This window comes from Actinomadura scrupuli (assembly GCF_050971785.1).
GTDB classification, from domain to species: Bacteria; Actinomycetota; Actinomycetes; order Streptosporangiales; family Streptosporangiaceae; genus Actinomadura_E; species Actinomadura_E scrupuli.
Window position 1 is genome coordinate 156,876 of record NZ_JBPCCU010000009.1, and the last position, 18,843, is coordinate 175,718.

Consider the following 18,843-nt stretch of genomic DNA (forward strand, 5'->3'; position numbering starts at 1 on the left):
AGTGACTTAACGCGCGAGCAACATGTAGAACTTGTTCTCATTCCGTCGAGAGTGAGGAACGTCACATGGGTGACCCCACCTTGCGTGGTAGCGCTTCCAAGGGCGTATCGCGCCGTGGATTCATCGCTGGAACTGGTTCTATCTTTGGAATGGGGGTCGTAGCCGCCGCAGGTCTCGCCACCGCAGCCCGGGCGGCCGCCGCCCCCACCGCCGCTCCGATCGACAACGGGGCCCACGTCCCGGCCCTGGTGATCGGCACCGGGTACGGCGGCTCCGTCGCCGCGCTGCGCCTGGCTCAGGCGGGCGTCAACGTGCACATGATCGAGATGGGCATGGCCTGGGACACCCCCGGCTCGGACGGCAAGATCTTCGCCAACACCACCAGCCCGGACGCCCGCTCCTACTGGCTCCGTACCAAGACCAAGCAGCCCCTCAGCAACTTCCTCGGCTTCCCGATCGACAAGACCATCCCCAAGTACACCGGGATCCTCGACGCCGAGGAGTTCGGCGGCATCATCGTCTACCAGGGCCGCGGCGTCGGTGGCGGTTCGCTGGTCAACGGCGGCATGGCGGTCACCCCCAAGCGGGAGAACTTCGGCGCCATCCTCCCGTCGGTCAACGCCGACGAGATGTACAACACCTACTACCCCCGCGCCAACGCCGCGCTCGGAGTCGGCACCATCGACCCGGTGTGGTTCGAGACCACCGACTGCTACCAGTACGCCCGGGTCGGCCGTAAGCACGCCCAGCGTTCCGGCTTCCCGTTCGTCTTCGTGCCCACCGTGTACGACTGGGACTACATGAAGCAGGAGGCGGCCGGGACCGTCCCCAAGTCGGCGCTGGCCGCCGAGATCCTCTACGGCAACAACTACGGCAAGAAGTCCCTGCAGAAGACCTACATCGCGCAGATCAAGGCGACCGGCAAGGTCACCATCTCGCCGCTGCACAAGGTCACCTCGGTCACCCCGGCGGCCGGTGGCGGCTACACGGTCGTCATCGACCAGATCAACACCACCGGCGACACCACGACCACCAAGACCGTGACCGCGGACAAGGTGTTCTTCGCGGCCGGCAGCGTCGGTACCAGCAAGCTGCTGGTCAAGCTGAAGGCCACCGGCGCGCTGCCCAACCTGAACAGCGAGGTCGGCAAGGGCTGGGGCGACAACGGCAACGTCATGTGCGGCCGCGCCAACCACCTGTGGGACCCCACCGGTGCGCTCCAGTCGTCCATCCCCACGGGCGGCATCGACAACTGGGCCGCCGGCGGCGCGTTCGCCGAGGTCGCACCGCTGCCCACCGGGATCGAGACGTTCGCGTCGTTCTATCTCACGATCACCAAGAACCCGAACCGCGCCACGTTCACCTGGAACGCCGCGACCGGCAAGGCCGACCTGAACTGGCAGACCGCCTGGAAGCAGCCGGCCATCGACGCGGCCAAGACCATCTTCGACAAGATCAACGCCAAGGAGGGGACGATCTACCGGACCGATCTCTTCGGCACCTACAAGATCTGGGGCGACCACCTCACGTACCACCCGCTCGGCGGCGCGGTCCTCAACAAGGCCACCGACAACTACGGCCGCCTCCTCGGCTACTCCGGCCTGTACGTCATCGACGGCTCGCTGATCCCCGGCAACACCAGTGTCAACCCGTTCGTCACCATCACGGCGCTCGCCGAACGGAACATCGAGAAGATCATCGCTACCGACCTGTAATGACGGTCTGATGTGGTGGCCGGCCACGGGCGCGTGTGGCCGGACTCCCCACGTAAGCACGCATCGCAAGCACGCATCGCAGGCACGGACGGACGCTGCTCGAGGTGGTCCTCGCAGCCGGTGTGCTCTCACCACCGATCCGTCCGAGGGTGACCACGCGGACGTCAACCCCGGTAGGCCTCCAGCAGTTTCAGCCAGACCTCGCTGATCGTCGGGAAGCACGGGACGGCGTGCCACAGCCGGTCGACGGGGACTTGGCCGGCGACGGCGACGGTGGCGGAGTGGAGCAGCTCGGCGACGCCCGGGCCGACGAACGTGACACCCAGCAGGTGACCGTGGTCGAGGTCGACCACCATCCGGGCCCGGCCCCGGTAGCCGTCGGCGTAGAGGTTCGCCCCGGGGACCCGGCCGAGCTCGACGTCGACCGCCCGTACCCGGTGCCCGGCCCGCTCGGCCTCGGCGGCGGAGAGGCCGACCGCGGCGGCCTCCGGATCACAGAAGAAGACCTGCGGCACCGCGTGGGAGTCGGCCGTGGTGGCGTGGGCGCCCCAGGGCGCGGTGTCCAGTGGCCGCCCGGTGGCGCGGGCTCCGATGGCGCTGCCCGCGACCCGCGCCTGGTACTTGCCCTGGTGCGTGAGGAGGGCCCGGTGGTTGACGTCGCCCGCCGCGTACAGCCAGCCGTCGTCGATGGCACGCACCCGGCAGGTGTCGTCGACCTCGAGCCAGGACCCGGGGGTGAGGCCCACCGTGTCGAGGCCGATGTCGTCGGTGAGCGGCTCCCTGCCGGTGGCGAACAGCACCTCGTCGGCTTCCAGCTCATCGCCGTCGTCCAGCAGCAGGGTGACCGGCCCGGTGCCGCCCGGGCGGCGCAGCCCGGTGACGGAGACGCCGACGCGTACGTCGACTCCGGCCTCGGCGAGCCCGAGGGCGACCAGTTCACCGGCGAAGGGCTCCATCCGTTCCAGCAGGCCGTTGCGGGCCAGCAGGGTGACCGAGGCGCCCAGGCCCTGCCACGCACTGGACATCTCCACGCCGACACCGCCGCCGCCGACGACGGCGAGCCGCCCGGGTACGGCGCTCGCGCCGGTGGCCTCGCGGTTGGTCCAGGGACGGGCCTCGGCGATACCGGGCAGGTCGGGCATCGCGGTCCGGCTGCCGGTGCAGACGGCCACCGCGTGCCGGGCGGTGAGCATCACCTGCCCGCCCTCGGGGATCTGGACGGCGACCCGGCGCGGACCGTCCAGCCGCCCGTGGCCGCGGATCAGCTGGGCGCCGATGCTCTTCAGCCAGTCGGCCTGCCCGTCGTCCCGCCAGCCGCCGACGAAGCCGTCGCGGCGCGCCAGCGCGGCGGCCGCGTCGAGCGGCCCGGTGACCGCCTGCCGCGCGCCACCGACCCGGCGGGCGTCCGCGACGGCGACGACCGGCCGCAACAGCGCCTTGCTGGGGATGCACGCCCAGAAGGAGCATTCGCCGCCGACGAGTTCGCTCTCCACCACCGCGACGCCGAGTCCGGCGGCGGCGGCCCGGTCGGCGACGTTCTGGCCGACCGGGCCCGCGCCGATGACCACGACGTCATAGATGTCCGGGGCTCCGCCCGCCGTTCCACCCATGGCCCGCTCCCATCCCCCCGCAGTAAGGCGCAGGCCCAGACGCGACCCCGAGCCCTCATGATCGACACACGGATCCGAGGTGCCACCGATCGCGTCCCCCCGCACCCCGGACACGCCGTACCTGCCCGAACCTGGCCGCGATCACACGCACACCGAGGCGTACTCCTCGTGCGGGGACACCGTCATCTCACGCGGCACGGAATCCCGTCGCCGTCGCCTCTCGTCATCGGCTACACCTCCGACGCTACGATCGGTCACCACCGGCGACCGAGGGGGCTCCGCCGGGAAGGGCGCGCCGGAGCGGCGTCACATGGACAGCGCGAGGGTGACGACGGCCGCGATGGCCACCACGGCCAGCACGATCGGCGCCATCGCGGGGCCGCGCAGCTTGGCGTCGGCGTAGTCGCCCGACTTGGCGTGGAAGCCGATCGCGCCGAGCATGAGGACGGCGAAGCCCGCCGCGGCGGCGATCCCGAGCGGCTGCCAGAACAGTCCGATGACCAGGCCGATCGTGGCGGCCACCTCGGCCAGGCCGATGAAGCGGACCAGACCCTCGCTCAGGCCCATGTGCTGCTGGAGCTGTACGGGAACGTCCCCCTTGAGCAGCACCTTCGGCACACCCGCGCCGGCCGCGGCGACGGCCAGCACGATGCTGAGGATGGCGGCAGCGATGAACATGTCGTTGATCCTTTCGACTGCGGCACCTGAACGGCCGTACCCGGGATTGTTGAAGCTTAAAAGTAAAGCTACGACTTTTACGTTGACACGTCAACTTTTTCCCGGGGGCGGGCGGGAAGTGCTTCGCCCGTGCCGGTGAGCGTGGATGAGTAGGATCACCAACGCGATGAATGGGGACGATCGCGTACTGGCCGGGCGGTACCGCATTGCCGCGCCTCTCGGCACCGGTGGCATGGGCACCGTCTGGCGGGCCCGTGACGAGCTCCTCGGCCGCGACGTGGCGGTCAAGGAGGTGGTGTTCCCGCCCGAGCTCACCGCCGCCGAACGCGCGACGGCCGGTGAACGGGCCCGTCGTGAGGCGCGCGCCGCGGCCCTGCTGGACCATCCGTCGATCATCACGGTGCACGACGTGGTCGAGGAGGACGACCGGCCCTGGATCGTGATGGAGCTCGTGGCCGGGCCGTCCCTGGCCCAGGCGATCGCGGAGCGTGGACCGCTCCCCTTCCGTACGGTGGCCGGGATCGGCGCCGAACTCGCCTCGGCGCTCGGGGCCGCGCACGCCCAGGGCGTACTGCACCGTGACGTCAAGCCGGGCAACGTCCTGCTCGCCGACGACGGCCGGGTGATCCTCACCGACTTCGGCATCGCCACCGTGGCGGGTGATCCGTCGATCACCAGGACGGGCACGCTGATCGGCTCCCCGGGATACACCGCCCCGGAACGGCTGCGCGAGGAGCCGGCCGGCCCCGCCGCCGACCTGTGGTCCCTGGGGGCCACGCTGTACGCGGCGGTGGAGGGCGCTCCGCCGTTCGAGCGCGACGGGCCGATGGCGGCGCTGAGCGCGGTGCTGACCGAGGAGCCGCCGCCACCCCGCCGCGCGGCCTCGCTGGCGCCGCTGATCTGGTACCTGCTGCGCAAGGACCCGGACGAGCGGCTGCCGGCGGGCACGGCCGAACAGGTTCTGCGCCGGGTCGCCGCCGGCCATCCGTCCGGGTTGCACGGCGCGCCGCCCGGACCCGCCGCCCGCCGGCCCCGGGAGCGCCGTGGTCGCCCGGCGTGGCTCGCCGCCGTGGCCGCGGTCATCCTGCTCGGCGGCGTCGCGCTCGGGGTCGCGCTGTGGCCGGACGACACGGCCCGCCGCCCGGCCGCTACCTCCGGGTCATCCGCGACCTCCGGGCCACCGGCGACCTCCGGGCCACCGGCGACCCCGGGGCCAGGCACCGCCCGGCCCGGTGGCACGGCCGCGCCCGTCGACTACTGCGCGCTGCTCGGCGACGCCCAGGCCAGGCGGCTGGTGCCCGGCGCGGGCCGGGCCCGGCCCGACCCCGACTACCCGGGGACCTGCTACTGGGCGCGACCCGGGCGCGGCCTGACGCTGGCCCCCGGCAACGGCTCCGAGAAGGCCGAGTCGCCGATCGAGGCGCACAACGCCTTCGTCAGCACGCGCAACGCCGAGCGCCTCGCCCCGGGAGGCCTCGTGGTCTGGGGCTGGGACGAGATCGGCGTGCCGCACGCGCGAGCCAGCAAGGGCACCGTGCGCGAGGTGCGCGGCCTGGGCGAGGAGGCGTTCGCCTACGAGGAGACAGGCACGTCGGTGCCGGTGGACAAGGCGTACGTGGTCTTCCGGGTGGGCCACCGGGTGGTGGAGGTCGGTTACGTCTACCGGCGCGGCGCGGCCCGCCCCGAAGGCGCGCTGCAGGCCGCCCGGCCGATCGCGCGGGCCCTGGCGGCACGCCGATGACCGTCACCGTGGCCGGTCGCTACCGGCTGGTCGAACGGCTCGGCCAGGGCGCCATGGGCGTCGTCTGGCGCGCCCGCGACCAGGTGCTCGGCCGCGACGTGGCGGTCAAGGAACTGCTGCTGCCCGCCGAACTCGACGCGGCCAGGCGCGCCGCCGCCGCGGCCCGGGTGCTGCGGGAGGCCCGCGCCGCCGCCGCGCTGCGGCACCCCGCGATCGTACGGGTGCACGACGTCGCGGAGCAGGACGGGCGGCCGTGGATCGTCATGGAGTTGCTGGCCGGCCGGTCCCTGGAGCAGGAGCAGCCGATGGCCCCCGGCCGTGCCGCGCGGATCGGGCTCGACGTGCTCGCCGCGCTGCGCGCCGCGCACGAGCGGGGGGTGCTGCACCGGGACGTCAAGCCCGCCAACGTCTTCCTGCGCGATGACGGCCGCGCGGTCCTGACCGACTTCGGCATAGCCACGCTGGAGGGGGACGTCTCGCTCACCCGCACGGGCGCCCTGATCGGGACGCCCGCCTACATGGCGCCCGAGCACGCCCGTGGCGAGACCGGCGGCCCGCCCGCCGACCTGTGGTCGCTCGGCGCCACGTTGTACGCGCTCGTCGAGGGGCGCACGCCGTTCGCGCGCACCACGGTGATGGGCACGCTCAGTGCCGTGCTCACCGAGCAGCCGGACCCGCCGCTGCGGGCCGGCCCGCTGACCGGCACCCTGCTGGCGCTGCTCGCCAAGGACCCGGCCGTACGGCTCAACGCGCAGGGCGCCGAAGCCGGGCTGCGCGCGGTGGCCGACGGGTCGGTGCCACCCGGTCCGGTCCCGCCCGTCCCCGCCGGCAGCCGTCCTGGCGGCCCGGCGCGATCGGCCGCGCGGGCGGACCCGCGCACGCTGCCGTTGCGGCGTCGCCGCCGGCTTCCGATCGTCGCGGCGGCTGCCGCCGTGGGCGTGGCCGGTGCCGTGGTGACCGTGGTGGTGTACGCAGGCGGGGGCGGTGGCGGGGAGCCGGTCCGGACGCCGACCGCCGCGCCCACGGGGGCGCCGAGAAGCGCACCCGCCAGCGCCGCCGCCGCGCGCTTCGCCGTCCGGCCGAAGGCCTGCAACCTGCTCACCGCGGAGCAGGCGGGCCGGTTCGTGCCGAGTGCGCTGATCAACGCGTCCGCCGACACCGAGCGCGACGAATGCACCTGGCAGACGCTCACCTACCCGCCGACCGGCCCGCAGTACGCCCTGTCGGTCGCCGTACGGGCCGTACCGCCCGGCACGGTGCCACCGGTGCAGGCGGCGCACGGCACGTTCGCCGCGGAGCGGGCGCGTGCCGCACCGAGCGGTGGCTCGTCGGTGCCGGAGGCCCCGTTCGAGGACCTGACCGGGGTGGGAGACGAGGCGTACCTGACCGAGTCACCGGCGAAGGACGGCGGACGGGCGGAGGTGCACCTGCGGGTGAGCAACGTGCTCGTCGACATCGTCTACCGGGCCGACCACGCTCCCGGCAGGGCCGTGCGGTGGCGCGCCGGCGCCGTCGCGAACGCCCGGCGGGTCGTCGCCGCGCTGCCGCGCTGAGAGTACGCGTCACGCCGCCGTACCGGGCGGGCGCACCCTGCCGATCGTGCGCGCCACGTCGGGCGGGCCCCTTGCCGTGCGGGCGCCTTGCCGGGCGGGCGGCGGTGAGCGGTGCCGCCCGGCCCGGATCTGTCACGATCGAGCAAAACGGCGGCCGAAGATGTGGCCGCACATCATTGATCATGCTGCGAGCGCGCGATTAGCCTGGCGCGGCCTCTCCTCCGGACCGCCGGCTGAGGAGCATCCCACCCCGGAGGATCCATGAAGCCCTTCCTCAGCCGTGCCCGTCTCGTCTCCGGGCTCGCCGCCACCGCCGTCGCCGCCTCCGTGCTCGCCGGCCCGGCGACCGCGCACGCCGACACCGCGTTCGTGCCCAGCGCGGCCGACTTCGAGAACTGCCCGGCGCTTCCCGCGGGAGCCGCCCGGCTGCTGTGGAACTGCGTCTCGGTCACCCTGGCCGCCGGCACGATCAAACTCGGCTCGCTGAACCAGACCCTGAGCAGCCCCATCCAGCTCAACGTCGCCGTCGGCCCGCAGAACGGCAAGCTCACCACCATCACCGGCGACCTCGGCGGCGGCCCGCCGATGCAGGTCCCCACCGGCATCGACTTCCCCGGGTTGGACTCGGTCGGCATCCAGGTCCAGCAGGCCGGTGACCTGCAGAGCGACGGCCTCCTCCCCACCGCCATCCCGATCAAGGTCAAGGTCATCCAGCCGCTGCTCGGCAACAACTGCTCGATCGGCACCAACGCCGCGCCGATCACCATCCGCCCGGTCGTCTCCAACCTCCGGGCGCAACTGCTCGCCGGCGCCCCGGTCATCCGCGCCGACGTGTCGGACTCGACGTTCGCGATCCCCGGCGCCTCGGGTTGCGGCCTGCTGACCGGGCTCGTCAACAGCGTCGTCGGGCTGCCCAGCGCGAGCGGGAAGAACTCGGCCACCCTCGACACCATCGTCCAGGTGCGCAACTACGCGCTCGGCAACATCACCACGAAGGTGGCCGCCGGCCTGACGTGATCCGGGCGCACCTCACGGCTCTGCGCCCGGGCCTTCGCCCTCGCCCTGGCCAGTGATCTCCAGGGAGATCGCTTGACATAGGCAATATATTGCCTAAGCTCGGGCGTGAGGTGATGTGCATGATCTGCCTGCTGCCGAACTGCTGCTTTCTGTCCGAGACCTCGCGCATGCTCGAGATCTACGAGGCACTGCGGGCCCGCGGGGCCGAGGTCCGGGTCGCCACCCATGGCGGGCCCTACACGCGGGTGCTGACCGACGCCGGGGTCTCCTACGAGCTGATCGGCGAAGGGATGGACGCGGAGCGCTCCGCCTCGTTCGTACGCTCCGTGCCCGGCATCGGCTCCCCGGACCAGAGCATGTGGGACGACGAGGAGATGCGCGGCTACGTCGAGGCGGAGGCCGCCTGCTTCCGCGCGCACGACGTCCGGGCCGTGGTGACCGGCTGGACGCTGACCGCGTTGCTGTCGACCCGGGTCGCCGGGATCCCGCTCGTCACCGAGCACGCGGGCTCCTATCTGCCGCCCGTCTTCGAGCGAGGCCTGCTGCCGGCGCCCAGCCGGCCCGTCGGCCTGCCCTTCGAGCGCCTGCTGCCCCGGCCCGTCCGGCGCTGGATGGTCAACAAGGGCGCCGCCCGCCTCGCCCTCTACACCGATGACTTCAACCGGCTCGCCGGTGAGCTCGGCGTCGAGGGGATCCCGAGCTTCCCGGCGCTACTGCTCGGGGACCTCACGCTGGTCACCGACGTTCCCGAGGTGCTCGGGGTCTCCCGGCACGACGTCGACACCTGGACGCCGCGCGATCCGAGCCGCTATCGCAACGGCACCCGCCTGCGCTACACCGGCCCGCTCTACGCGCGGCTCGCCCTGCCCGTGCCGGACCGCGTGGAGCGGTTCCTCACCGGCCCGGGCCCGGTCGTGTACGTCTCGGTCAACTCCAGTCCCGCAGAGCTCGTCCGCCGGATCGTCGGAGCGCTGACCGCGCTGGACGTACGGATCCTGATGGCGGCGACGGTGCACGACCTCGGCGATCTGGAGAGCGAGCAGGTGATGGTCGAAGCCCTGCTGCCCAACCATCTGGTCATGCCGAGGGTCGATCTCGCCGTCACCGCGGGCGGCCAGGGCAGCGTCCAGACCGCGCTGGCCTCCGGGGTGCCGCTGATCGGCGTCCCGTTGCAGCCGGAGCAGGACGCCAACGTCGCCTTCGCCGAGCGGGCGGGAGCCGCCCGGCTCGTCTCGATGGCGGACGCCGGGACGCCGCGCATGACCGAGCTCGCGCGGGCGATGCTCGACGGCGAGGGTCATCGGCAGGCCGCACGCCGCCTGCAGGCCGTGTTCGCCGCCGTCGACGGTGCGGGGGCGGCCGCCGAAGCCATCCTCGAACTCGTCGGCGCACCCGGGGCACATGCCGGCCGGTTCGTTTGATCACGGGTTCGCGCGAGACGGTCCCGGAGAGGCCGCCTGGCCGCACCGGCGCCCGCGGTCGTCGCAGGCGCCGGCACGGTGTCGTGACCAGGTGTCCCGACCGGGTGTCTCAGCCGGGTGGCCGCACTCGGTGTCTCAACCAGGCAGGTTCCACTTCTGGTTGGCGCCGCCGGTGCAGTCCCAGATCTGCAGGCGGGTGCCGTTGGCAGAGCTGGGCCCGGTCGCGTCCAGGCACCGGCCGGACTGCGGGTTGACCAGTGTCCCCCCGCTGCCCGCCTGCCACTTCTGCGCGCCGGTGCCGTTGCAGTCGTAGAGCTGCACCTGGGTGCCGTTGGCGGTACCGGCCGAGGTCACGTCCATGCACTTGCCCAGCGCCCGCAGCGATCCGTCCGCGGACACCGTCCAGCTCTGCGCCGCCGTGCCGTTGCAGTCGTAGAGCTGGATCGCCGTGCCGTTGGCGGTACTCGCCGCGGCCACGTCCACGCACTTGCCGCCGTACCCGGTGATCTGGCCGGTGCCCGAGCCCGTACCGCCACCGTTGGTGACGTGCACGTAGTCGACGACGAGGGTCTGCGGGAAGACCGTGCTGCCGTCGGGGTCGCCGGGCCAGTACCCGCCGACCGCCAGGTTCACGATCAGGTAGAAGGGATGGTCGAACACCCAGCGGTTGCCGTTGGTGTCCGCCGGAGTCCGGGTCTGGTACAGCTGCCCGTCGACGAAGAACTTCACCGAGCCGGGCGCCCAGTCCACCGCGAAGGTGTGGAAGGCGTCGGCGAAGCTCTGCCCGCCCGGCAGGGTGTAGCCGGCACCGATGCCGCCGGAGCCGGAGTAACCGGGACCGTGCAGGGTGCCGTGCACCGTCGACGGCTCGAAACCGACGTTCTCCATGATGTCGATCTCGCCGCTGCCGGGCCAGCCGACGCTGCCGATGTCGTTGCCGAGCATCCAGAAGGCGGGCCACATGCCCTGCCCTCTCGGCAGCTTCATGCGGGTCTCGAAGTGGCCGTAGGCCTGGGTGAAGGTGCCCGCGGTGGACAACCGGGCGGAGGTGTACTGACAGGGCCCGTACCAGCAGTTGTAGCCGGCCGGGTTGTCACGGCGCGCGGTGATCACCAGATGTCCCTGGCCGTCCAGGGCGGCGTTGTGGGTACCGCTCGTGTAGTACTGGCGTTCGTGGTTGTTGACGTTGTCGCCGGTCTCCGGGTGCCATTTGCCGAGGTCGACGCCGGCGCCCGCCGGACCGTCGAAGTCGTCGGTGAAGGTGGCGGCGGCGACGGCCGCCGGGGCGGCCGCGTGGGCGGTGACCGTGGCGGCGACGCCGCTCAGGCCGGTGAGCAGCAGGGCGGAGAGGATCAGGCGTACACCGCGTCGTGGGCGGGGTGGTGCGGTGGGCATGGTCATGAGGGCTTCGGCCTTCCAGGGCGGGGACGGAGGCACAGGTCGGTCAGCGGAGCGACGGTGGGTTCGCGGCGGTGATCACCTCTGTTCGCACGTCGTCGGGGGGAACGGTGCGGCACATCCCCTCAGCGGACCGGAGTCCCCGGGGGATCACTATTAGGAAAGGTTCCTAATAGTTCGGAAGTTAACTCCGGCCGCGAGTCCTGTCAATACCGATTCCGCGGCGGCATTTTCCAGCAGAGTTATGTGCGCCTTGAGGACACTATGAAGGGCTTGTCCGGTCTTGGGCGGCCCGCGACGACCCGGCCGGAGCCCACGATCCGTGACGTGGATCCCCCGCCCACGGTCCGCGTCGTCTCACGGAACGGATCGCCTGGCCTCGGCCGTTACTCTGAACAGAGCCGCCGGTTCGGATGTCGGTAGGAGGTCGTATCGGTGTACCCCCCGATCACTGACCCGACCATTCCCGAGCGGGATCGCCGGTTGCTGGTGCGGTACCCGCGGGTGCTGATCCCGGCGAGCTTCCCGCCGCCGCCGGTCCGTTCGCTGGCCGACCGGCTGTACGGAAGGGCTGCGGGACCGTGGGCCGATGTCTTCCTGTCCCTCGCCCAGACCGCCGCGTGGTTCGAGGGGCCCGAGGTGAAGGCCGCGCGGGCGGCCCGCTTCTACCACCGCCGCTACGTGCTGCCGAGCGATCTGGACCGGAAGGGCCAGCAGCTGGTGGTGCGCGCCCGGGCCGCCGTCCGCACCGTCCTGGAGTCCGAGGTCAGCAGGCACGGCATGCTCGACACCATCGCCAACCACGTCATCTTCCCCCAGCAGATCTGGGAGATCGCCTGGATGGCCCACCAGCAGACCGTGCTGCGGGCGGAGCAGCGGACGGTCTCCCGCTCCGAGATGACCGCGGTGCTGGCCGCGGTCGTCGGCCCCCAGCGCGAGGCCATCGAACGATCCGCCGCGGAGATCGGCAGGCGGGTCGAACTCCTGGAGCAGTACGCGCAGCGGGTGCGCGCGGCGGACTCGGCGCTGGTGGCGCAGCGGATGATGGCGCGCAACGACAGGTACCGTGACCTGCTCGCGCAGACCCATGACCGGCAGGGCATCCAGGGGCTCGCCGACGAGGCGGGCAGGATGGCCGACCAGCTGGAGAGCAGCGTGCACGCCGCCGTGGAGGCCGGTCAGGCGCTCGCGCTCCCGCGCGACCCGCAGTTCTGACTGATCAGCATCTCCAGCTGACCGAGGCGGACCCGTTGGGCGAGAACGACACTGAGCCGCTGCCCTGCCCGAGGCACCAGCCCTCCCGGCGGACGGTGACCCTGGCCGACTGGCCGGACGCGAGCTCGCCGCCGCCCGAGACGCTGAGCTCGCTCGAGCTGCCCGTCACGCGCCACCGCACCGGCCCGCCGTTCGCGGTCACCGTGATCGTGCAGCTTCTGCTTCCGGATCGCATGCTGCAGCCGGAGACCCCCAGCGTGCCCGGGGTCTCCGGCTTGGGGTCCTCGGACTTCGTCGGCTGCGGCTGGGCCGTGGTCAGCGTCGGCGTCGGCGTCGGAGTGGGGGTCGGGGTGGGCGTCGGAGTGGGCGTCGGCGTCGGAGTGGGAGTGGCCGACGTCGGGCTCAAGGTCGGTGACACCGGACCGGCGCCCGGGTTCCCGACGGACGAACGGTGCGGGTTGACCTTGCCCGGCGCCGCCAGCGCCTGGTCGCCGGAGCTCGGCGTCGTACCGCTCTGCAGGACCACGACCGCGGTGCCGGTGGCGAGGAGGCCGCAGACGGCCGCGGCGAGACCCGGCCACAGACGGGGCCGGTTGCGAGGAGCGCGCTGGACGCCGGTCCGCTGCGGACCGGCCTTCGGCGCGGCGCCCTTCTGTACGGGGTGGGCCGGCCAGCCCGTCTCGTCGAAGGGCTCGGCGCGGCGGGCGACGGCCGACCGCCTCGCCCGGCGTTCCGGCGCGTTCGTCGTGGTGTAGATCTCCCGCCAGAGTTCCGCCGGGAGCAGCGCGGCCGGAAGCAGCTGGAGCAGCCGCCGCGCGGGGACCTTGCGCAGGTGGCGTTCGCCGCACATCGGGCAGGCGTCGATGTGCCGGATGAGCCGCTGGTACCCGTCGCGGGTCGGCGGCCAGGTCTCGATCAGGGCGTTGACGCTCGGGCAGTCGGCCCGTCCCGTACGGGCGACGAGGGCGGCGGCGAACGCGATCTCGAGGTCACCGGACGCCTGCTCGGCTAGCTGGACGGCCTGGTTCTCCGAGATGCCGAGGACCCGGGCGAGCTGCCAGGTGTCGAGCTCGTGGCGCGCGATGAGGATGACCGCCTCACGCTGGCGGCCGACGAGCGTCGCCAGGGCGCTGAAGACCAGCTCCCGGATCTCCTCGCGCCGCGCCCGCTCCGCGGGTTCGAGGTCGACGTCGTCCTCGGCGGCGGGCGCCTCGTGACGCTCGGCGTGCACTCCCTGCCGCTCGTCGAGGCGGCGCAGGCACTCCCGGCGGGCGATGGCGTACAGCCATCCGCGCAGTTGCTCGGGCTCGTGCAGCTTGGCGATGTGCTGCTGGGCCGCGATCAGCGAATCGTGCACGGCCTCGGCCGTCTCGGCCTGATCGCGGAGATAGGTGTGGCAGTAGTCGTACAGCCGCGCCCCATAGCTCCGGTAGATCTGGGTCAGAGCCTTCGCGCCGGCCCCATGCAGTGATGCCGCCAATCGACGATCATCGACGTCTTCAATGCCCGGCCAACCGGCCACCAGTTTCCTCCCGCTCACAAGATCGCGCCGTTGCCGCTCGCGCACGCTCGGTAATCGTGGTCGAATCCACTAGGTACAAGCGCCAACACGATCACAAACGTCACAGCATGGCAGGACAAGCAGAGATTTATACGGATATGTGGGGGTTCTGACGGCCCCACCGGGGGTCAGCGTGCGGTCGCGGGCAGGGCTCTGAACGCCGAGCCGAGCTGCGTGGGAGTGCCCGCGCCGGTGAACAGGCCGGTTCCGCTACCCTTCGTGGCCGGCAGCCCGAACCACGCGTAGCGTTCCAGGTAGGGCAGGGCGGCGAGCATGGCCGCCGAGGACCGCAGGAAGGCCGCCTGCTGTGGCTGCGACGGGTACTGCGTGACGCTGCCGAAGCGGATCAGCGCGTACTCGGTGAGCCAGATGGGCTTGTGGTAGCGCGCGTGGACCGCCTGCAGATAGGCGCGTAGCTGGGCGACCGCGGCGGGCGTGCGGAAGTCCGAGCCGTACCAGTGCAGCGTGATGAAGTCGACCCGGTGGTGCCGGGCGGCGGCGCCCCGCATGAACTGGTCGAGCCAGCCGCCCGCGGTGGCACCGTTCGTCGCCACCGCCGGGCTGCCCAGCCGCATCCCGGTCGCCATCAGCCTGGGCCACAGGGCGAGCGCCTGGCCCGGCGTCATGTTGGACTGGGCGGCCATGTCGGGCTCGTTGAAACCGAGCAGGGTGTGCCCCTGCGACTTCGCCTCGGCGAGCGTCGCGGCGGTGACCGAGCGAGGGCCCCAGATCATCGGCACGAACTCGACGCCGCGCGGGCCGGTGATCCCCGACCTGCCGGCCGCCCAGTCGTAGTACCAGCAGGCGCCCGAGGCCGCCAGCGCCCGCCCGGACCCGCTGAACGTCCAGGTGGCGACCCCCTTCAGGCACGAGCCGGCGCTGCGCACGACCGGCCTGTTCGCCTTCTTGACCTGCGGTGAGGGCGCCGGCACCGGGCGCTCCGCAGGCCGGGCCGGGGGTGCGGAGCCGGTGACCGGTCCGGCCGAGGCGGTCACCGCCGCCGGTCCGGTCACCGCCGCGGGCCGGCCCTCCCCGCCATGGCCGAGCACGGCCAGGCCCACCAGGCCGGCGACGGCGCCGGCGGCGAGCGGTACGGAGATGAGCGCCTTCGCCGGGACGTGCGGGAGCCTGGCGGCATGCCGGGCCCGGAGGACACCCGGTCCGTGGCCGCCGGGCAGGCCGGAGGGCAGGCCGGCGTGCGCGAGCGACGGCGGGACCGGCAGCAGCGGGAGCCCCGCCAGCAGCCGCTCCGCCGGGATCAGGTCCGACGAGCGAGCCGAACAGCCGGCGCAGTCGCGGATGTGCCGGGCGAACCGTTTGCGCCACAGCGGTGCCGGCCGCCCGTCCCAGTCGGCCCGCAGCGCCGTCAGGTCCGCGCAGTCCCCCGGCCGGTGCAGGACGCGCACCACCGCGCGGCCCAGGTCGAGCTGCTCCTTCATCCGCTGCACGCGCACCGCGACATGCCGGGCCGGCAGCTCCAGCGCGGCCACCAGATCCGCCCGCTGGAGCTCGCCGCCCTCCTCCAGCCACCACAGCGCGAGCAGCTCACGGTCATCGGGGTCGAGCCAGCGGGTCGCCTCGGCGATCTCCTTGCGCTGGTGGGAGAGCCCGAGGCGCAGGGTCGTCAGCTCGGCGAAGTCGGCACGCGGATCGGGGACGTCGGCGATGTCCTCGAGGGTGGTCTGGCGGGTCTGCGAGCGCTGCCGCGACCGGTGGTGGTCACGGACCTGGTGGATCGCGACGGCGACCAGCCAGGACCGGAAGGAGACCGGCTGCTTCAGCCCGGAGATCCCGCGCAGTACCCGCAGCATCGTCTCCTGGACGACGTCGTCCACGTCCGGATGGCCGTTGAGGGCTCTGCCGATGATGTTGTAGAGCAGCGGCAGGCAGCCCGACACGAGGTCCTCGAGGGCCTGCCGGTCACCGCGCTGGGCCGCGCGTACGGTCTGCGGACCGGGCACGGGACGAGGGGATGCCACCACGAACCTGGACTCTGTCACACACGGGAGACTCCGCAGCAGGCCGCCGGACAACACTTTTTCCCGTACTTCGGCGACTCAGCGGGCGGACTGGACCTTCTTCGCGATGGCCTCGGCCATCGTCACCGCCGCCGCCCCCTTGTCCTTGTGGCTGGAGCTGTAGAGGGTCGTGATGACGACGTTGCCCACCCTGACGGCAGCCAGCGTCAGACCGCCCTCCCACACCGGAGAGGTCGCGACGGCCTTGATGCCCTCGTCACCCGTGCCCTGCACCGCCGACCCGACGAGCTTGACCTTGGCCGTCATGCCGTTGGTCTTCTCGGTGAAGGTCTTGCAGCCGGCGAAGGCCTTCCGCAGCGCCGCCATCGTCTTCTGCGCGTCGTCGCCGTGATAGGTGTCGATCTCCTGGGCGATCTGGCTGGTCTGGCCGGGGTCCCCGTAGTCGTTCTGCGCGAAGGTCGCGCCCTCGATGCCCGCGGCCCGGATCCATGACGTCTCCATGAGCATCCCGCAGACCTTCCCCTGCGGCACGGGGCTGCTGGAGGGGGGCGAGACGCTGTCGCCGGTGTTGCGCACCCCGTCGGCGTTGAGCCGGAAACCCTTCGGCATGGCGCTCGCGGGCAGGAGCAGGGAGTTGAGCTTGGTGCCCGAGAGCACCTTCGCCTTGGCCGGCGCCCCGGCGCCGGCCGAGCTGGGAGCGGTGGACTTGTCCTGGCAGGCGGTGGCGGCCAGGAGCATCAGGCCCGCCATGCCGAGGGCGGCGCCCGTCCGGAGGCGGTGGTCGGCGGAAGCGTTCATTTGAGGATCTCCACAGAGTCGGCTGCTGTGCACTGCACCCACGAGAGCATGCACATGTTTTGGTACTCACCAAGCCAAGCACATGTGAATTCAATAAACAACTACCAACCTTGTGTTCGACCGTACGCCGCCGCAGGGGTAACGTTCCCGTCATCGGCGGGGCCGACGGGTCCGGGTGAGACCCGGCGCGACCTCACGCCGGGAAGGACGGACCGTGCAGGACGAAGCGACAGTGAGCGCGGCGGACATCGCCCGGCTGGCCGGGGTCGGCCGGGCGGCGGTGAGCAACTGGCGCCGCCGGCACCCCGACTTCCCGCAGCCCGTGGGCGGCACTCCCATCAGCCCCGTGTTCGCCCTCACTGAGATCGAAGCATGGCTGCGCCACCAGGGAAAGCTTCATCACCTGCCCTTGGAGGAACGCGCTTGGCAAAGGCTCCGGGCCGAGGCGGCCGACGACCTCCGGCTGGCCGAGGTGCTCGGGGACGCGGGAGATCTGCTGCTGCGACGGCAGGCCCCGGAAACGGCCCGGACGCCCCGGGCCGACGCGCCGATGAGCGGCGAGGCGGCCGAGGTGGTCACCGAGCTGGCCGCCGAGCGGGGGGCCGCCGAGGCCTTCGAGTTCCTGTTCGGCCGCTACCGCGAGACCCAGGGCCGCCGCGCGGCCACCACCCCGGCGGAGATCGCGAGCCTGATGGCGGCGCTGGCGGGCGAGGCCCGTACCATCCTCGACCCCGCCTGCGGCACCGGCGAGCTGCTGCTCGCCGCCCTGGACGGGGACGCGGACCATGGGGCCGCCCCGGTGAACGGCGCCGAGCCGCGCCGGCTGCTCGGACAGGACGCCGCCGGCGAGGTCACCCGGCTGGCCGCGACCCGGCTGGCCCTGCACGGCGCCGAGGCGACCATCCGGGCGGGTGACTCACTGCGCCGCGACGCCTTTCCCGGAGCCCTGGCCGACGCGGTGCTGTGCGACCCGCCCTTTCACGAACGCGCCTGGGGCCACGAGGAGCTGACCGCGGACCCGCGCTGGGAGTACGGGCTGCCGCCGCGGCTGGAGCCGGAGCTCGCATGGGTCCAGCACGCCCTGGCCCACCTGGCGCCGGAAGGGCTGGCGGTGATCCTGATGCCCGCCGTCGCGGCCGGTCGCAGGTCCGGCCGCCGGATCCGGGCCCAATTGCTGCGCAGAAGCGCGCTCCGTGCCGTCATAGCGCTGTCCGCGACCCACCATCTGTGGTTGCTGCGACGTCCCGGCGGCGGCACCCCCGCGACCGCCCTCATGGTCGACAGCGCTGATCCGGGGACGGTCGTCACCGCCTGGCGGGCGTACGCGGGCGATCCCGACCACGACGAGCCGGGAGTGAGCCGGGCCGTACCCGTCATCGATCTCCTCGACGAGGAGGTCGACCTCACCCCCGCCCGTCATCTGTCCGCCGCCAGGCCGGAGCGGACGGCCGAGCGGTTCGGGGAGACCCACGACCGGCTGGCGGCGACGCTCGGCAGGCTCGGCGGCCTCGTGCCGGCGGTCTGGCCGGCCGCGGACCGGGCCGACCCGCGCACCGTTCCGGTCTCCGAACTCGACCGGATCGGCTATCTCACCATCCACCAGGCTCCGCTGCGCGGGGACACCCAGGACGGCGGCGGGGAGCCCTTGCTCACCGCCGAGGACGTCATCGAGGGCCGTCCGCCCTCGGGCCGGGTGCCCCCGGACGATGCCCGCTGGATCACCACGCGGGCCGGGGACATCGTCGTCGCCGTGGCCGCACGGCGCTTCGCGGCCCGGGTGGTGGAGAGCGACGGTGCGCTGCTCGGTCCCCAGCTCTCGCTGATCCGGGTCGACCCGGAGCGGCTCGACCCGTACTTCCTGGCGGGCGTGCTGCGCAGTTCCGCCAACGTACGCTCGTCGACCGTCCAGTCCACCGGGGGCACCAGCCGGGCCGACATCCGGCGCGCACAGGTGCCCCGGTTGCCGCTGGCCGAGCAGCGCCGGTACGGAGACGCGTTCCGGCACATGGCGGAGTTCGAGTCGGCGCTACGGTCCACGGCGGTGCTGGGCGCGGAGCTGGCCCAGCTCATGGCCGACGGGGTCGCCGAGGGGACACTCGCTGCGGAAGGCGGACAAAGTCCCCCTCCCGTCGATCGCTGACTCGGCCGTAAGGTGTG

13 protein-coding genes are annotated in these 18,843 nt (G+C 72.6%); 7 read left to right on the plus strand and 6 right to left on the minus strand.

The window, feature by feature from the left end:
• Positions 1 to 149: 149 nt before the first annotated feature.
• Positions 150 to 1,715, plus strand: a complete 1,566-nt coding sequence (locus tag ACRYCC_RS33270) for a GMC oxidoreductase (protein WP_433817744.1) — start codon at positions 150 to 152, stop codon at positions 1,713 to 1,715.
• 164 nt (positions 1,716 to 1,879) lie between these two features.
• Here ACRYCC_RS33270 and ACRYCC_RS33275 read toward each other — a convergent pair whose 3' ends face one another.
• Together ACRYCC_RS33275 and ACRYCC_RS33280 are read right to left on the minus strand one after the other, a co-directional pair.
• The gene (locus ACRYCC_RS33275; protein ID WP_433817746.1) at positions 1,880 to 3,325 is read right to left on the minus strand and encodes a dihydrolipoyl dehydrogenase family protein; all 1,446 of its coding nucleotides are present in this window, start codon (positions 3,323 to 3,325) and stop codon (positions 1,880 to 1,882) included.
• A gap of 306 nt (positions 3,326 to 3,631) precedes the next feature.
• Positions 3,632 to 4,003 carry a DoxX family protein gene (locus ACRYCC_RS33280; protein ID WP_433817748.1) on the minus strand — a complete coding sequence of 124 codons (372 nt, stop codon included), beginning with the start codon at positions 4,001 to 4,003 and terminating at the stop codon, positions 3,632 to 3,634.
• Between the two features lie 145 nt (positions 4,004 to 4,148).
• On the opposite strand from ACRYCC_RS33280, the gene ACRYCC_RS33285 reads away from it, so the two are divergent.
• The 4 genes from ACRYCC_RS33285 to ACRYCC_RS33300 all read left to right on the plus strand — a co-directional run bounded on the left by ACRYCC_RS33285 (position 4,149) and on the right by ACRYCC_RS33300 (position 9,735).
• Entirely contained in the window at positions 4,149 to 5,744 is a 1,596-nt protein-coding gene (locus ACRYCC_RS33285; protein ID WP_433817749.1) for a serine/threonine-protein kinase, read from the plus strand.
• Entirely contained in the window at positions 5,741 to 7,297 is a 1,557-nt protein-coding gene (locus tag ACRYCC_RS33290; protein WP_433817751.1) for a protein kinase domain-containing protein, read from the plus strand. The genes ACRYCC_RS33285 and ACRYCC_RS33290 overlap by 4 nt, the downstream gene beginning before the upstream one ends.
• 261 nt (positions 7,298 to 7,558) lie before the next feature.
• The gene (locus ACRYCC_RS33295; RefSeq protein ID WP_433817752.1) at positions 7,559 to 8,314 is read left to right on the plus strand and encodes a hypothetical protein; all 756 of its coding nucleotides are present in this window, start codon (positions 7,559 to 7,561) and stop codon (positions 8,312 to 8,314) included.
• Positions 8,315 to 8,433: 119 nt separating this feature from the next.
• Positions 8,434 to 9,735 (plus strand): glycosyltransferase, encoded by a 1,302-nt coding sequence (locus ACRYCC_RS33300; protein ID WP_433817754.1) that lies wholly within the window; start codon positions 8,434 to 8,436, stop codon positions 9,733 to 9,735.
• Between the two features lie 135 nt (positions 9,736 to 9,870).
• Here ACRYCC_RS33300 and ACRYCC_RS33305 read toward each other — a convergent pair whose 3' ends face one another.
• Positions 9,871 to 11,136 (minus strand): ricin-type beta-trefoil lectin domain protein, encoded by a 1,266-nt coding sequence (locus ACRYCC_RS33305; protein ID WP_433817755.1) that lies wholly within the window; start codon positions 11,134 to 11,136, stop codon positions 9,871 to 9,873.
• A gap of 432 nt (positions 11,137 to 11,568) precedes the next feature.
• Here ACRYCC_RS33305 and ACRYCC_RS33310 point away from each other — a divergent pair, with 432 nt between their 5' ends.
• On the plus strand, positions 11,569 to 12,348 hold the full coding sequence (locus ACRYCC_RS33310) for a hypothetical protein (protein ID WP_433817756.1): 780 nt from the start codon (positions 11,569 to 11,571) through the stop codon (positions 12,346 to 12,348).
• A gap of 4 nt (positions 12,349 to 12,352) precedes the next feature.
• On the opposite strand, the gene ACRYCC_RS33315 is transcribed toward ACRYCC_RS33310, so the two are convergent.
• From ACRYCC_RS33315 to ACRYCC_RS33325, 3 genes are all read right to left on the minus strand, one after another.
• Positions 12,353 to 13,828 carry an RNA polymerase sigma factor gene (locus ACRYCC_RS33315; RefSeq protein WP_433817758.1) on the minus strand — a complete coding sequence of 492 codons (1,476 nt, stop codon included), beginning with the start codon at positions 13,826 to 13,828 and terminating at the stop codon, positions 12,353 to 12,355.
• 209 nt (positions 13,829 to 14,037) lie between these two features.
• A complete protein-coding gene (locus ACRYCC_RS33320) occupies positions 14,038 to 15,870 on the minus strand; it encodes a sigma-70 family RNA polymerase sigma factor (protein ID WP_433817759.1) in 1,833 nt (610 codons plus the stop codon).
• A gap of 96 nt (positions 15,871 to 15,966) precedes the next feature.
• The gene (locus ACRYCC_RS33325; protein ID WP_433817760.1) at positions 15,967 to 16,686 is read right to left on the minus strand and encodes a hypothetical protein; all 720 of its coding nucleotides are present in this window, start codon (positions 16,684 to 16,686) and stop codon (positions 15,967 to 15,969) included.
• 214 nt (positions 16,687 to 16,900) lie between these two features.
• Here ACRYCC_RS33325 and ACRYCC_RS33330 point away from each other — a divergent pair, with 214 nt between their 5' ends.
• Positions 16,901 to 18,826: an N-6 DNA methylase gene (locus ACRYCC_RS33330; RefSeq protein WP_433817762.1), complete on the plus strand. Its 1,926-nt coding sequence runs from the start codon at positions 16,901 to 16,903 to the stop codon at positions 18,824 to 18,826.
• Positions 18,827 to 18,843 lie beyond the last annotated feature (17 nt).